13 protein-coding genes and 1 tRNA gene are annotated in these 15740 nt (G+C 35.3%); 11 read left to right on the plus strand and 3 right to left on the minus strand.

Annotation, left to right across the window (positions count from 1 at the left end):
* The first annotated feature begins 3 nt into the window (after nt 1-3).
* From kbl to LB454_RS11905, 5 genes are all read left to right on the plus strand, one after another.
* Nucleotides 4-1200, plus strand: a complete 1197-nt coding sequence (gene kbl, locus LB454_RS11885) for a glycine C-acetyltransferase (protein WP_224464894.1) — start codon at nt 4-6, stop codon at nt 1198-1200.
* A gap of 76 nt (nt 1201-1276) precedes the next feature.
* The gene (locus LB454_RS11890; protein WP_224464895.1) at nt 1277-2650 is read left to right on the plus strand and encodes an OmpA family protein; all 1374 of its coding nucleotides are present in this window, start codon (nt 1277-1279) and stop codon (nt 2648-2650) included.
* A gap of 61 nt (nt 2651-2711) precedes the next feature.
* Complete coding sequence (locus tag LB454_RS11895) at nt 2712-5405, plus strand: PD-(D/E)XK nuclease family protein (protein ID WP_224464896.1); 2694 nt, start codon at nt 2712-2714, stop codon at nt 5403-5405.
* A 14-nt stretch (nt 5406-5419) separates the two neighbouring features.
* Nucleotides 5420-7114 carry a single-stranded-DNA-specific exonuclease RecJ gene (gene recJ, locus LB454_RS11900; RefSeq protein ID WP_224464897.1) on the plus strand — a complete coding sequence of 565 codons (1695 nt, stop codon included), beginning with the start codon at nt 5420-5422 and terminating at the stop codon, nt 7112-7114.
* A 42-nt stretch (nt 7115-7156) separates the two neighbouring features.
* The gene (locus LB454_RS11905) at nt 7157-7855 is read left to right on the plus strand and encodes a LysE family translocator (protein ID WP_224464898.1); all 699 of its coding nucleotides are present in this window, start codon (nt 7157-7159) and stop codon (nt 7853-7855) included.
* A gap of 25 nt (nt 7856-7880) precedes the next feature.
* Here LB454_RS11905 and LB454_RS11910 read toward each other — a convergent pair whose 3' ends face one another.
* Nucleotides 7881-8417, minus strand: coding sequence for a 1-acyl-sn-glycerol-3-phosphate acyltransferase (locus LB454_RS11910; RefSeq protein ID WP_224464899.1), 537 nt, complete (start codon nt 8415-8417; stop codon nt 7881-7883).
* A 198-nt stretch (nt 8418-8615) separates the two neighbouring features.
* Between LB454_RS11910 and LB454_RS11915 the strand changes: the two genes are divergently transcribed.
* Nucleotides 8616-9041, plus strand: coding sequence for a nucleoside deaminase (locus LB454_RS11915; RefSeq protein ID WP_224464900.1), 426 nt, complete (start codon nt 8616-8618; stop codon nt 9039-9041).
* Nucleotides 9042-9287: 246 nt separating this feature from the next.
* Here LB454_RS11915 and LB454_RS11920 read toward each other — a convergent pair.
* Together LB454_RS11920 and folB are read right to left on the minus strand one after the other, a co-directional pair.
* A tRNA-Cys gene (locus tag LB454_RS11920) sits at nt 9288-9358 on the minus strand.
* A 64-nt stretch (nt 9359-9422) separates the two neighbouring features.
* Nucleotides 9423-9782, minus strand: a complete 360-nt coding sequence (gene folB, locus LB454_RS11925; RefSeq protein ID WP_224464901.1) for a dihydroneopterin aldolase — start codon at nt 9780-9782, stop codon at nt 9423-9425.
* A gap of 154 nt (nt 9783-9936) precedes the next feature.
* Here folB and LB454_RS11930 point away from each other — a divergent pair, with 154 nt between their 5' ends.
* Genes LB454_RS11930 through LB454_RS11950 form a run of 5 tightly spaced genes read left to right on the plus strand, consistent with a single transcriptional unit; the run spans nt 9937 to nt 15737 of the window.
* A complete protein-coding gene (locus LB454_RS11930) occupies nt 9937-10638 on the plus strand; it encodes an ABC transporter ATP-binding protein (RefSeq protein WP_224464902.1) in 702 nt (233 codons plus the stop codon).
* Nucleotides 10631-11875, plus strand: a complete 1245-nt coding sequence (locus LB454_RS11935; protein WP_224464903.1) for an ABC transporter permease — start codon at nt 10631-10633, stop codon at nt 11873-11875. The genes LB454_RS11930 and LB454_RS11935 overlap by 8 nt, the downstream gene beginning before the upstream one ends.
* Before the next feature lies 1 nt (nt 11876).
* Entirely contained in the window at nt 11877-13136 is a 1260-nt protein-coding gene (locus tag LB454_RS11940) for an ABC transporter permease (RefSeq protein ID WP_224464904.1), read from the plus strand.
* 30 nt (nt 13137-13166) lie between these two features.
* Complete coding sequence (locus tag LB454_RS11945; protein ID WP_224464905.1) at nt 13167-14291, plus strand: efflux RND transporter periplasmic adaptor subunit; 1125 nt, start codon at nt 13167-13169, stop codon at nt 14289-14291.
* Between the two features lie 3 nt (nt 14292-14294).
* Nucleotides 14295-15737 carry a TolC family protein gene (locus LB454_RS11950; RefSeq protein ID WP_224464906.1) on the plus strand — a complete coding sequence of 481 codons (1443 nt, stop codon included), beginning with the start codon at nt 14295-14297 and terminating at the stop codon, nt 15735-15737.
* The last annotated feature ends 3 nt before the right edge of the window (nt 15738-15740 follow it).

A 15740-nucleotide genomic window follows, 5' to 3' on the forward strand; every position in this document is an offset into this window, starting at 1 on the left:
ATTATGTATTCAGATAAATTACAAAATCAACTTAAAGAAGAAATTCAAAATATAAAAGACGACGGGCTTTACAAAAAAGAACGTATCATAACCTCCCCTCAGGGAGCAGAAATCACTTTAGATTCTGGAAAAAAAGTCTTGAACTTTTGTTCAAATAACTATTTAGGACTTTCCTCCCATCCTGAAGTAGTAAAAGCAGCTAAAGATACATTAGACAGCCATGGTTTTGGAATGTCTAGTGTAAGGTTTATCTGTGGAACACAAGATATTCATAAGAAACTAGAGCACGAAATTGCAAGCTTCTATGACACTGAAGATACCATACTTTATGCCGCATGCTTTGATGCAAACGGTGGTGTATTCGAACCATTACTAACCAAAGAAGATGCTATTGTTTCAGATTCATTGAATCACGCCTCCGTAATTGATGGAGTGAGACTTTGTAAAGCAGCTCGCTACAGGTATCAAAACGGCGATATGAATGATTTGGAAACCCAGCTAAAACAAGCCAGAGAAGACGGAGCTAGACATATTTTGATTGTTACAGATGGTGTCTTTTCTATGGATGGACTAGTAGCTCCACTTGACAAAATCTGTGACTTAGCAGATAAATACGAGTCTTTGGTCATGATAGATGAGTGTCATGCTACCGGATTTATTGGCGATAAAGGAATAGGAACATTAGAAGAAAAAGGAGTTCTAGGAAGAATTGATATTATCACAGGAACTTTAGGTAAAGCACTTGGTGGTGCAATGGGAGGTTATACAACTGGAAAAAAAGAAATTATTGATCTTTTAAGACAAAGGTCAAGACCTTATTTATTTTCAAATTCACTAGCACCTTCAATCGTAGGAGCATCGCTCAAAGTTTTCGAAATTCTTAAAAACGATAACACTTTAAGAAAAAAACTTACGGATAATACAGCGTATTTCAAAAAACACATGAAAGAAGCAGGGTTTGATATTATAGATGGGGAATCTGCAATTGTCCCTGTGATGCTTTATGATGCCAAATTATCTCAAGAAATGGCGTCAATGCTACTGGAAGAAGGCATTTATGTGATTGGTTTTTTCTATCCTGTAGTCCCAAAAGAAAAAGCAAGAATTCGTGTGCAATTATCTGCTGCACATGATAAAAGGCATCTGGATGAAGCCATAGAGGCGTTTATTAAAGTTGGTAAAGACTTAAAAGTCATCTAAAGTTAACAGATTTTAAATTTTATATTTACATTTGTTAACTATTGAATGACAATTAAGAGAACTAAAACTAAAAAACATGAAAAAATTCAACAAATTTTTCTTGCTGCTTGCCCTCACATTTGGAGTGGTAAGTGTGCAAGCACAAGATGAAAACAACCCCTGGGCTGTTGTTATTGGTACTAACGCGGTAGATTTTTATGCTGCTGGAAACGATTTTCTACCAAATGGTATGGAGGGTGGAAGCATCTTTAGCGAATATTTTAACGCTAATGATAACTGGAACATGGTCCCTTCAGTTTCTTACCTGGAAGTAAAAAGATATGTAGGAGATGGATTTAGCGCAAAATTAAATGGATCCTTTAACCAAATCGATAATTCTGGAGGAGTGTCTTCAGAAGATTTGAGCTTCTACAACATTGGAGCTGGAGTTCAATACAATTTCAAAAACCTTTTAAATACTAAAGTTTTTGATCCATTTTTAGGAATTGGAGCTGGATATTACTGGTTAGATTCTAGCGGTGCTTCAACATTCGATACTGATTTAGGTATCAATTTTTGGTTTACTGACAACTTAGCATTTACTGTGAAATCAGCTTATATGACAGCTTTTGAGGATGCTAATTTTGATTATTTCCAACATACAGCTGGTATCACGATTTCTTTTGGAGGAACTGATACTGATGGAGATGGCGTGTATGACAAAGATGATGAATGCCCTAACACACCTGGGTTAGCAGAATTTAATGGCTGTCCAGACTCTGACGGTGATGGAATCCCAGACAAAGATGATGAATGTCCTGATACAGCTGGTTTATCAGAATTTAACGGATGTCCTGATACAGACGGTGATGGAATCCCAGACCCTAAGGATGAATGTCCTAACGAAGCCGGATCTGAAGCTTTAAACGGCTGTCCAGATGCAGATGGTGATGGTGTAGCTGATAAAGATGATGAATGTCCTAATGAAGCAGGACCAAAAGAAAACAATGGATGTCCTTATCCTGACTCTGACGGTGATGGTGTTCTAGACAAAGATGATATGTGTCCAGATGTAGCTGGTACTAAAGCTAATAATGGCTGCCCAGAAGTAACTGAAGAAGTTCAGAAAGAGTTGAATGACTATGCAAAAACTATAAACTTTGCTACAGGTAAAACAACAATTACTGATGATTCTGAGGAAGCACTTAAAGCTATCATTGCAATTTTAGATGAATATCCAAATGCTAAATTTACAGTTGAAGGTCATACGGATAGTGTAGGTAGCGCATCAAACAACATGAATTTATCTAAAGCAAGAGCTTTAGCTGTAAAATCTTACCTAGTAGACAACGGAGTTGATGAGTTTAGATTATCTTCTGCAGGTTTTGGAGAAGAAAAGCCTGTAGCTTCTAATAATACAAGAGCAGGAAGAGCAGAAAACAGAAGAGTAGAAATTAACTTGAAAAAATAATTAATTTCAAAATATAAGTTTTAAAACACCCCTGATTGGGGTGTTTTTTTATTTTTAACCTATGGAAAGTTTCATTACTAAAATTGTATCAGACCTAAAGCCAGAGGAAGTAGAAAAAGATCATTTTGTTCTTCCGAGTAGAAGAGCAGCACAAGCGTTCTCTAAAGAGTTACTTCATTTTCAAAATGGAGATTTTTTGGTGCCCCCGGTGCAAAGTATTGAAGAGTTTATAGAGAAAGTTGCAGAAGTCAACCTTATCGGTAACCTGGAAACCTTATTCAACTTCTATGAAGTCTATAAGGAGAATACAAATCCAAACAAGCAAGAACCTCTTGAACAAGTTTATAATTGGGGACAATCTATTATTCAAGATTTTAATGAAATCGACCGTTATCAGATAGATGCTAGTCAGTTTTTTGGAAATTTAAAAGCTATCAAGGACTTGGAACACTGGTCCAAATCTGATGTCAAAACCGAATTAGTAAAAAACTACATTGAATTTTGGGAGAGTCTGCCAAAATATTATGTAGAATTAAAAGCAAAACTAAAGTCTCAGAACAAAGCTTATCAGGGAATGGCCTACCAGGAGGCGGTCTTTAAACTTGATGAGTTCATTAACTCTACAAGCAGTAAATTTTATTTTATTGGCTTTAACGCACTTAACTCTTGCGAAGAAACCATTTTTCAGCATATAGTAAATAAGCAAAGAGGACAAATAATTTGGGACATCGATAAACATCTTTTAAAAAACAATTCTGCTGGAATGTTCATGAGAAACTATTCCAAGAGTTGGTCGATGTATTCAAATTCTGAACTCCAATTCTCTTCTACATCGTATACGAGTAATAAAAATATTGGTCTTTACGGAGTGTCTAGAAAGGTAGGACAGGCTAAATTGGTTGGTGAATTAATGTCAAACTTAAATCCAACCGAATTAAGTAAAACTGCCATCATTCTTGGAGATGAAAATTTACTTCAGCCTATACTTAATTCCTTACCCCAAAATGTGGATAAGGTCAATGTCACTATGGGTTTACCCCTTGCTAACACAAATCCTTCTTCACTATTTGAAACCTTATTTAAGATAAGATCTTTAGATCAACATCATATCCATTATAAATTACTTTTTGAACTCATTGAACACCCTTTACTTAAGAAAACTTACCGAGATGATTTACATTCGATTAAGGAGTATTTGAATGCAAATAATATAATCTTCCAGGACAAGGTTGAGTTTTTTAAACAACATACTCAGATAGACCTCTCACTACAAGAGATATTAAAATTATCTTTGATTTCTGCTGAATCTTCAGTAGAGGAATTCCTTAATCATTGCCTTAAGATCATTGAATTATTAAAACCAAAATCTTCTGAAGATAAGCTTTATCTAGAATATCTCTTTGGTTTTAAAAAACTTTTCATCAAACTAAAGAACCTTTTGGCAAAATCTGAATTAATCAAGGATTTCAAAGTTTTTCACCAAATCTATTTAGATATTTTATCTTCAGAAACCTTAGATTTTGAAGGCTCACCATATGATGGACTTCAAATTATGGGAATGCTTGAAACCAGGGTTTTAGATTTTGAAAACATCATTATCACTTCTGTGAATGAAGGCATATTACCATCAGGAAAATCACAAAATAGCTTCATCCCTTTTGATCTCAAGAAGGCCTACAAACTTCCTACTTATAAAGAAAAAGACGCTGTCTATGCCTATCACTTTTTTAGATTGATCCAAAGAGCTGAAAATTGCCATTTTATCTTCAATAACTCCACTACTGGAATTGAAAAGGCAGAAAAAAGCAGATTTCTGACTCAACTGGAAACTTTCAAAATACCTCAACACCATATCAGACATTTTGCTGTATCTGCTCAGGTAAATCATAGTGATTCACTTCTAAAGGAAATAAATAAAACGCCCAAAATGCTGCTGAAGCTAAAAGCTTTATTTGAAAGTGGCATTTCCCCTTCAGCATTGACTACCTACATTAGAAATCCGTTGGACTTTTACCATAGGTATATTCTAGATTTAAAAGAACTGGACGAAATTGAAGAAGACATTTCATACAAAACACTTGGAACGGTTATTCATGATTGCCTGGATCTCTTATACAGAAATTACGTCAACAAAGCTTTAAAGGAATCTGATGTTGATCAAATGATTCAAATCTATCCTAAAACGTTGATCATGCTTTTTGAAAAAAAGTTTCAGGAAGATGCGTTGAGACATGGAAAAAACTTGATTGATTTTGAAATTGCTAAACAGCAAATCAAACGGTTTTTAATTCAGGAGAAGAGAACAGTCAGGGAAAATGATTTGAAAGTTTTAGAATTAGAAAAAGTTAGAGAAAAATATCTTGATATTGATGGAATTGATTTTAAAATCAAATTGAAAGGAACTGTAGACAGAGTAGATATTTGGAACAATCAGTTGAGAATAATAGACTACAAAACTGGAAAAGTAGAAGTAAGGCAACTTAAAATTCCAAAGGATTGGGAGGAATTTACAGAAGACTACAAGTTTTCTAAAGCCTTTCAGGTTTTATTCTATGCCTTACTCAAGGAAGATCAACTAGGAGAAAATGCAATGGCTGGAATAATTTCGTTTAAAAATTTAAAGTCGGGTTTTTTAACTTGTTCGGCTTCAAATTCAAATTTGAAAGATGTGGTTGAAGAATTTAAAATTGAATTAGAAACTTTAATTTTGGAGATATTAAATCCTGAAATTCCATTTTCTGAGAAACCTGTTTAAAGCAAAACTACTGTATGCGCTGGACTTTAAATAACAAAGCAGATGCTGCCAAAATTGTTCAACTCCAAGAATCTATTGGAGTCGACCAACCTATTGCTGAGCTACTTGTCAAAAGAAATATTGAAACTTTTGAAGATGCCAAAGCTTTTTTTAGGCCAAGTCTGGACAGTCTGCATGATCCTTTTTTGATGAAAGGCATGCACGAAGCGACAGATTGTATTCTCCAAAAAAGAAATGAGAACAGACTCATCATGGTTTTTGGAGACTACGATGTAGACGGAACAACAAGTGTTGCACTCATGAGTACATACCTGAAAAGTTTAGGATTTGAAATCTTAAGCTATATCCCGGATAGGTATGAAGAAGGCTATGGCGTATCCTACAAAGGTATCGATCATGCCAAAGCCAATGGTATTGATCTTATTATTGCTCTGGATTGTGGTATAAAAGCCATAGATAAAATAAAATATGCTAAGGACTTAGGTATAGATTTTATCGTTTGCGACCACCATAGACCAGGAGATAACATTCCAGATGCTGTAGCCGTTTTGGATCCAAAACAAGAGGATTGTAATTATCCATATGATGAATTGTGTGGTTGTGGAGTAGGTTTTAAGCTTATCCAGGCTTTACATATCAAAATAGGAAAACCTCAAAAAGAAATTTATAAATATTTAGACCTGGTAGCGACAGCAATTGGGTCGGATATCGTTCCCATAACCGGTGAAAATAGGATACTCGCTCACTTTGGCCTTAAACTTATAAATTCGAGAAGAAGGCCTGCATTTAAAGCCATTCTGGAGCAAACCAAAAAGAGTGAGCTCACCATTACAGACGTAGTATTTATGATTGGGCCACGCATCAACGCAGCAGGAAGAATGAAACATGGCTTGCTGGCTACTGAGCTATTATGTGAAAATGATATTGAAAAAGTGAAAACTTTAGCTAAAGATATTGAAGAATTCAATGCGAGCAGGAAAGATACGGATCGCACGATAACAGGTGAGGCTCTAAAGCTTATAAAAGAAAACAAAGAAGAAGAGCGATTTACAACAGTTGTCTACCAACCACACTGGCACAAAGGTGTAATTGGAATAGTCGCGTCGAGACTTACTGAAACTTATTACAGACCAACATTGGTGTTTACAAAAAGTGGAGAAAAGCTGGCAGCTTCAGCAAGATCCGTCAAAGGTTTTGATGTCTACGATGCCTTGGAGAGTTCAGCTGAATTCATTGAGCAATTTGGAGGTCATAAATATGCAGCAGGATTGACGCTTGAAGAAACTAATTTTGAAAAATTCAAATCTAAATTTGAGGAGGTCGTTAAATCTAGCATTGATCCAGATCTGCTAACTCCAGAAATACAGTTTGATTCTGAACTTGAATTTTCTGATATCACACCAAAATTTATCCGGATCCTAAAGCAGTTTGCACCATTTGGGCCAAGGAATATGAAGCCTACGTTTGTGTCTAGGAACATCTCAACAACTGGATTTGTAAAAGCTCTAGGCGAAGAAGGTCTTCATTTGAAAGCGAACCTTGTTCAAAATGGAGTAGTTTTAACCTCAATTGGATTTGGCTTAGGTGAGAAAAAAGAAATCATGGACTCAAAAGAAAATTTTGATATCATATATACCATAGAAGAGAACGAGTGGAATGGAACAACAACGGTTCAACTCAACCTAAAAGACCTGAAAAAATCAAATTAGTTACAATTCCTTAACTTTGACTTCAAAACTGAAAAAGATTTAATGTTACAAGATATATTATCTGGAATTCCTCTTGGTTTTTTTTTAGCCTTTATGGTGGGACCAGCATTTTTTATCTTACTTGAAACCGCAGCCATGAGGGGTTTTAAAGCTGCTTTTGCTTTTGATATTGGCGTAATCATTGCAGATATTGTTTTCATTTTTATAGCATATTTCAGTACAAGTCAGCTTCTTCGAAGCATTAAAGACGATCCTGGTCTTTTTATTTTTGGAGGAAGCGTGCTCAGTATTTACGGACTTATAGCTTATATCAAAGCAAGGAAAACAACCTACTCCCCTGCTGATTTTGAAGTTCAAAAACTAAAGCGCAAAGATGTCTTTGGAATTATCGTAAAAGGCTTTTTGCTCAATTTTATTAATATAGGTGTCTTGGGGTTTTGGCTTGGATTGATCATTATTTTTGGTCCCTCATTAGATATGGATGGTTCTCGATTGATCGTGTTTTTTACAACTATTATCGTCACTTATTTGATTATCGACACTTTTAAAATACTACTGGCTAAAAAGTTAAATAAAAAACTAACTCCAAGACGAATCTCACTCTTCAAAAAAGGCATCAGTTTTTTATTAATCGTTTTCGGAATCATTTTAATATTAAGAGGGGTCATCCCCGAAAAAATAGAGAAAATTGAAACTAATTTTGAACCAACAGCCCTTATTAAGATAGAGATCGAAGATTAAATTTGATATGCCTACAACTTTAAACTCAAGTATACGCGGGAATTTTTCCCACGACTCCTGTAAAAAATTTCTTTAGCTCATTTACATCTTTTTTATAATCTCCAGTAGTGTAAAAAGGTTCCGATATTTTTACAGTCTTAGTTGAATAGTCGAAAGCCACTGAAGTGATTGGAACCTTAGATTCATGAGCAATGTAATAAAACCCACTTTTCCATTCCTTTACTTTTTTACGAGTTCCCTCTGGAGCTATCGCAAGACGAAATTCATTTTTAGAATTGAATAGTTTTACGATTTGTTCTACTTTATTTTGTTTGGATTTACGTTCTATCGGTTCACCACCCATCCATTTGAAATACCATCCAAAAGGTGAATCAAACAATTCCTTTTTGGCAACGTAATTTATAGGTACTTTTATAATCTTTCTTGTGAATGCTCCAACGTAAAAATCATGCCAGCTGGTGTGTGGCAAAACAATCACCACGGTTTTTAATATTGATTTATCAAATTGGCCTACTATGGACCAGCCTAACAAGGATTGGAAAATAAATTTTGAAAGCTGCACTCGAATAATTTAATTTATGGGAATAAAAATAAAGCCTGGAACGGATATAAAGGAATTACAGCATAAAAAATATTTAATTTTAATTTATTTTGAGACAAGTATTCAAAGGTAAATACTGAGAATTGACAATAAGTACTTAGTTTTTCAAAAAAAGGAATTTTTAAATAATAAGGATAAGCAATATTAAATTGAAGGTGGATGATTTCTAAAGAAAATAGTCGATGGATGGAAAAGGCCATAGTACAGGCCAAACTGGGTAAAACTCCATTTGGTGCAGTAATTGTGAACAGTAATGGTGAGTTTATAGAAGCTTACAACACAACAAAAAAAGACGGACCTATAGCACATGCAGAAATCAATGCAATTCAAAAATTGAACGAATTAAATTATACCGATGCAAAAAACCTGGTACTTTATTCTACTGTTGAGCCCTGTCCCATGTGCATGAGTGCCATAGTCTGGGCTGGGATTGGTAAGGTGGTTTTTGGAGCAAGCATAGACGATGCATCAAAATTTGGAAGCCAAATTCATATTTCCTGTAAAGACGTCGTAGAGAAATCCTGGTATAAAATTATATTAAAAAGTGGTATCGAAAGAGAAAGATGTATTGAACTTTTCAAATGAGTCTTAAAAATCTAAGGTTAGATTAAAAATTTCTGAAGACAAAAGCAAAAAAGCCTAACTCAAGGAATTTAGGCTTTCATAGAGGTGTTTTTTGAGGTGTCGAGCGTCCCGAAACGTCGGGAGAACCGCTGTAGATGTACGCTAAAAAAAAAGGATATAAAAAATAGCTACTTTTCTAATTAGTGTGAAGTCTAAAACTAAAAAAAGCCTAACAACGAATTTAGGCTTTAATAGAGACATTTTTAGAGGTGTCGAGCGGATTCGAACCGCTGTAGATGGTTTTGCAGACCACTGCCTAGCCACTCGGCCACGACACCATTTTTTAAGAAGTGCAAATTTATGAAATTATTTCAATCTTCAACAGTATAATGAAGATAAGATTTAATCTCGTGTTCTTGACAATGTAATGTTGACATCCTCTACATCTCCACCCAATGGAGGGTTTAGTTTAGCTACCTTGACACTGGAAGCTTTTACGAGATCCAATTCAGAAAAAATCCTATCTAAAATACGCTTAGCAACATGCTCTAAAAGTTTGGAGGGTTGGCACATTTCCTCCTTTACAATCTTATTGAGGTGAACATAGTCTACTGTATCTGCCAAGACATCCGACTCTGCTGAAAGATTCAAATTGGCTTTAACGCTTAGGTCGACTCGGTAATCACTCCCTATTTTAGTTTCTTCTGGCAGGCATCCATGATAAGCATAAACCCGTATGTTATTCAATGTAATTGTATCCACAATTTTTTGGGCAAAGATAAGATAGTATTCATTGTGTGGAATTCAGACAGAGCTTGCATCTCATAAATATTATTTAAATTTTAACGTTTTTCTAACAGGGAAGGCTGTAACATTATTGAAACTAATAGGTCATATGTAAAGTAACTCAACTATTATGATTGAAATAAAAGATTTGCACAAGTCCTATAAAATGGGAAAAAATTCTCTTCATGTCTTGAAAGGAATCAATTTTAGTGTACAGGAAGGAGAATTAGTTTCCATCATGGGATCTTCTGGGTCTGGTAAATCAACACTTCTTAACATACTAGGGATGCTTGATGAGGCAGATGAAGGTTCTTATACATTGGACGGAGTTCCTATTAAAAACCTTAATGAAAAACTTGCTGCACAATACCGAAATAAATTTCTCGGTTTTATCTTTCAATCTTTCAATCTTATTAATTATAAGTCAGCATTGGATAACGTAGCTCTACCTCTTTACTATCAAGGTGTAAAAAGGTCTGAACGTATGGAAAGATCTATGGCTTACCTGGAAAAAGTAGGTCTTGCAGACTGGGCAACTCATAAGCCCAACGAACTTTCTGGTGGCCAAAAACAAAGAGTTGCTATTGCCAGAGCTTTAGCCAGTGATCCTAAAGTCCTTCTTGCAGATGAGTTAACTGGAGCTTTAGATTCTAAAACATCCTATGAAATCATGGATCTCATCCAGCAAATTAATGATGAGGGGAGAACCATCCTGGTAGTAACTCACGAAGAAGACATTGCCCATATGACCAAGCGTATTGTCAACTTGAAAGATGGTGTAATCATAGACGACAAAAAAGTAACCCAGGTAAGAGCGATACAGAATGTTTAGTTTAGAACGTTGGCAAGAAGTATTTGAAACCATTTCTAAGAATAAACTTAGAACATTTCTTACTGGTGTTTCTGTAGCATCTGGGATTTTTATTCTCGTCATTCTCCTTGGAGTAAGCGTTGGTTTCCAGAATGGAATTGAAAGTCAGTTTCAAAATGATGCTGAAAATATCATTGAAATTTATCCTGGACTTACGAGTATAGATTATAAAGGTTTCAATGAAGGGCGACGTATCCAGCTGAAAAATGATGATTACGATCTTGCAAAAAAAGGCTCTGAAACAAAAATTGAATTTGCTTCTCCTATGTATCAAATTTTTGCGGGACTTATTTCTTATAAAAATGAATCTGGCAGCTACAGAGTAGAGGGTGTTCAGCCTGATTATCAATTTTTAGAAAAAGCTGATATTATAGAAGGTAGATTCCTTAATACAAACGACTTAGAGAATAAAGAAAAATATGCTGTTATTGGGAATCGAGCCAAAAAAGATCTTTTTGGTAGCCAATCTCCAATTGGAAAATATATTAAAATTTCTGGTTTAAACTTTAAAGTAGTAGGAGTTTTTACAGATCCGGGAGGCGACAGAGAAGAAACAAGGGTATATGTGCCTATTTCTACTGCACAAATAGTCTTTGGAGCAGGGACAGATATAAGGTCAATGGGATTTACTCTTCCTAAAGAAAGTGATTATGATCAAGCATTGAAGCAGTCATCAGCATTTGCCGCTAGAATAGAGAATTTACTTAAAACTAAATTAATCATAGATCCAAGAGATGAGAGTGCTCTTAGAATAAATAATAATATAGAAAACACTAAAGAAATATATTTGCTTATAAGCGCTATGAGGCTTTTCTTTTGGGCTGTAGGAATTGCTACCTTATTGGCTGGAATCATAGGCGTGAGTAATATTATGCTCATCATCGTAAAAGAACGTACTAAAGAAATTGGTATCAGAAAAGCATTAGGGGCAGAACCTCTGTCTATAGTAGGAATGATACTTCATGAATCTATTTTTGTAACTACAGTTTCTGGTCTTTTCGGTTTGATTTTCGGACTCGTCTTGTTGGAAGTTGTAGGACCATTTATAGAATTAGATTTTATTAAAAACCCAAGTGTGAATTTCAGTATTGCTGTTTCCACTTTGATATTATTAATCGCTGCTGGAGCAATTGCAGGTTTCTTTCCCGCGTGGAGAGGAGCTAGAATTAAACCTATAGATGCCTTAAGAGACGAATAGTATGTTTAACAGGGACAAATGGAATGAAGTAATAGAGTCATTGACTTCTAATTTATTTAGAACAATACTGACTGCCTTTGGAGTTTTTTGGGGGATTTTTATCCTCGTCATATTACTTGCTGCAGGCAATGGTTTTGAAAATGGCGTAAAACAGTTATTTGATGGAATTTCATCAAATTCAATGTTTATGTGGTCTCAAACGGTATCAAAATCTTATAATGGACTACCAAAGGGACGCCGTTACAATTTTGAATTGCAAGACGTAGCTGAAATAGAAAGAGATGTAAAAGGGCTTAAATATATATCCCCAAGAAATCAATTAGGCGGATTTGGAGGCGATAACAATGTAGTAAGAGGGCTTAAAAGTGGTGCTTACAATGTTTATGGGGATTATCCAGATATTCAATTTCAAGAGCCTATGAAGATTCTTAAAGGCAGGTTCTTGAATCAAAATGATATTGAAAATAAAAGAAAAGTAGCAGTAATTGGTGAAGGAGTTATAAAAGGACTTTATGATTTTGATGAAGACCCTATTGGAACTTACGTGAAAGTACAGGGGGTCAACTTTATGGTTATAGGGGTTTATAAGAAGAGAGGGTTTGGTGGTGGAAACTCAGAAGAAGACCAAAAACAAATATACGTTCCTTTTACAGCTTATTCTCAAGCTTTCAATATGGGACAAAAGGTGGGCTGGATGGCTATAACTGCAGATGACGACAACTCCATAACTGAGTTAAAATCTCAAATATTTGATATCATAAAAAAGAATCATAGCATTGATCCTGAAGATGACAGAGCAATAGGAAATTTTGATTTGTTTGAACAATTTTCTAAAATTTCCGGCTTATTTATAGCCTTGAATGCTGTAGCCTATTTTGTTGGAATATTGATTTTACTCTCAGGTGTCATCGGCATTAGCAATATTATGCTGATTGTTGTAAAAGAACGAACCAATGAAATCGGTGTACGCCGTGCCCTAGGAGCAACACCATGGCAAATTCGTGGTCAGGTATTATTTGAATCTGTTTTTCTCACCATTATTGCAGGCATGACAGGCATTGCATTTGCAACTGGAATTCTAGGTATTATCAATGCCATACTTCCAAAAGATTCTGATATGCCTTTTGCCAATCCTAGTGTAGACCTCTTTACAGTACTCATTGCTTTATTTATATTAATTATCTCAGGCCTTTTTGCGGGATTTATTCCAGCTCAAAACGCCATACGTGTGAAACCAGTTGACGCTTTAAGAACCGAATAAAAACAACCTTACCTAATAGAAATTAACAACATGAAAAAAGTTATCACCATCATTGTATTGCTCCTTATAGTAGTCTTATTTGGAGGATCCTTATTCTATCTCTATCAAAAAAATCAAGAGAGCCCCGAAGTTTATAAAACGGATGAACCGACTACAGAAACCATTGTAAAGAAAACAATGGCTACAGGGACACTTATTCCAAGAGAGGAAGTGGAAGTTAAACCCAATATTTCTGGAGTAGTAGACAAACTATTTGTGAAACCTGGAGACAATGTAGAAATTGGTGATATGATTGCTCAACTAAAAGTTGTGCCAAATATTACCAATTTAAACTCTGCAAAAAACCAGGTTAGACAGTCCAACATCAATTTATCTAACGAAAAGAAAGTCTTCAACAGACAAAAAGAACTGTATGAAAAAGGAGTGATTTCTGAAAATGATTTTGACTTAGCTAAAAATGTTTATGACAATGCTCTCCAGACGCTTAAAGCCGCAGAAGAAAATCTAGAGATTATTGAAACAGGAACCACTCAAGACGCAGGTAACGCCGCAACAACTGAGATCAAAGCAAGAATTTCTGGGATGATTCTGGATGTTCCTGTTGAAATCGGCAACCAGGTTATTGAAGCCAATAACTTCAACGAAGGAACAACCATTGCTATGATTGCAAAGACAGATGATATGATATTCAAAGGAAAAGTAGACGAATCTGAAGTAGGAAAAATAAAAGAAGGTCTTCCATTGGAAATTACAGTTGGAGCAATAGAAGATAAAACTTTCAATGCGTCACTAGACTATATTTCTCCTAAAGGAACAGAAGAAAACGGTGCTGTTCAATTTGATATTGAAGGAACTTTAAAACTTACTGACAGTATTTTCATAAGAGCAGGTTTAAGTGCAAATGCATCTATTATCCTGGAAAGATCGCAAGATGTTTTAGCTATCAGTGAATCTTTAGTCCAGTTTGAAAAAGAGACCAATGACCCTTATGTAGAAGTTGAAGTTGGTGAACAAAAATTTGAGAAAAGAATGGTGGAGCTTGGCTTGAGTGATGGAATCAACGTCGAAGTAAAATCTGGAGTAAACAAAGGAGATAAAATCAAAATTTGGAATAGAGTTGAAGAACCTATTGCTGGTAACCCTAGAAGAAGATAATCTATGAAATCAATTTTTACAGTTATAGCAGTTTTAATTTGTGGTTCACAGCTCTTTGCGCAAGATAAAAATGTTCCCTCCAAATGGACTTTGGAGGCATGCGTAACCTATGCAATGGACAATAATATTTCTATAAAGCAATCTCGCCTTAACCAGGAAAATGCAGACATAAGTAAGAGTGAAGCTATCGGAAATTATCTGCCAAATTTAAATGGTAGTGCGAGTAATACCTGGAATTCTGGTCTAACTCAAAATATTACTACAGGAATTTTAGAGAACCAAGTGGTTCGTAACTTATCAGTAAATGCAACAGCTGGCATAACCCTTTTTGATGGTTTAAGAAATTTAAGGACCTTCCAGAGAGCCAAACTAGAGCAACTTTCAAGTCAGTACTCCTTACAATTAATGAAAGATGATATTGCTCTGTTTGTTGCCAACGCATATTTAGAGATTCTTGTGAATAAGCAGCAGCTAGCTGTCCTTGTAGAACAAAATAATGTAACTCAAGAACAGATTGAGCTCACTCGTAAAACTGTAAAGGTTGGAAACGCACCAGAGGGAGACTTACTTGAAATAGAAGCCACCAATGCAGATGAAGAACAACAAATTATTGTAGCAGAAAACAATTTGAGAATCTCAAAAATCAGCCTTGCTCAAACTTTACTGATAGAAGACTACCAAAGTTTTGATATTGCAGATGAAGAATATGATGTGCCGTTGACTGATATTTTATCCAACAGTCCTGAAGAAATAATTGCGAAAGCTAAACAAGAACGCTACGATGTGAAAGTGGCTGAGCAGCAATTGGAAATCGCAGAAAAAGATATTGAAATTGCAAGAAGTCAGTTGTATCCTACACTTGATGGGTTTGTAAATTACAATACAAGAGAGTCTGACAGAGGAAGAACAGTAGGAGGAGGTGTTGATCCTGATGAACCAACCCAAGAAATTGGTGTTGTAGAAGCAACTGGTCAAGCTGTAGTGGCTCCAAATATAAGGGTTGAAACTGCTGGTCCTAGTAGCTTTTTTAGTCAGTTATCAAGAAACGATGGGTTCACTTATGGTGCTCAGCTTAATATTCCAATTTTTAATGGCTTTGCAACACGTAACCAAATCAAACGTGCAGAAGTTGCTGCTAAACGTGCAGAATTTGAGCTCGATCAGGCTGAATTGGATTTAGAATCTAACGTGTACCAGGCCTACGTAGATGCTCAAGGTTCAGCAAAAGCTTATGAAGCAGCCTTAAAATCTGTAGAGTCCCAAAAGTTAGCTTTTGAATATGCACAACAACGCTTTGATGTAGGAGTTTCCAATGCTTTTGAATTGAGTCAGTCTAAATTCAGATTGACCAATGCAGAAAATAGATTGATTAATGCAAAATATGACTACATATTCAACTTAAAAGTTTTAGAATTGTTCTTTGGAATAAGAGTCGTTGACTACTAAAAT

Origin of the sequence: Psychroflexus montanilacus (assembly GCF_020164535.1) — a bacterium.
Lineage (GTDB): Bacteria > Bacteroidota > Bacteroidia > Flavobacteriales > Flavobacteriaceae > Psychroflexus > Psychroflexus montanilacus.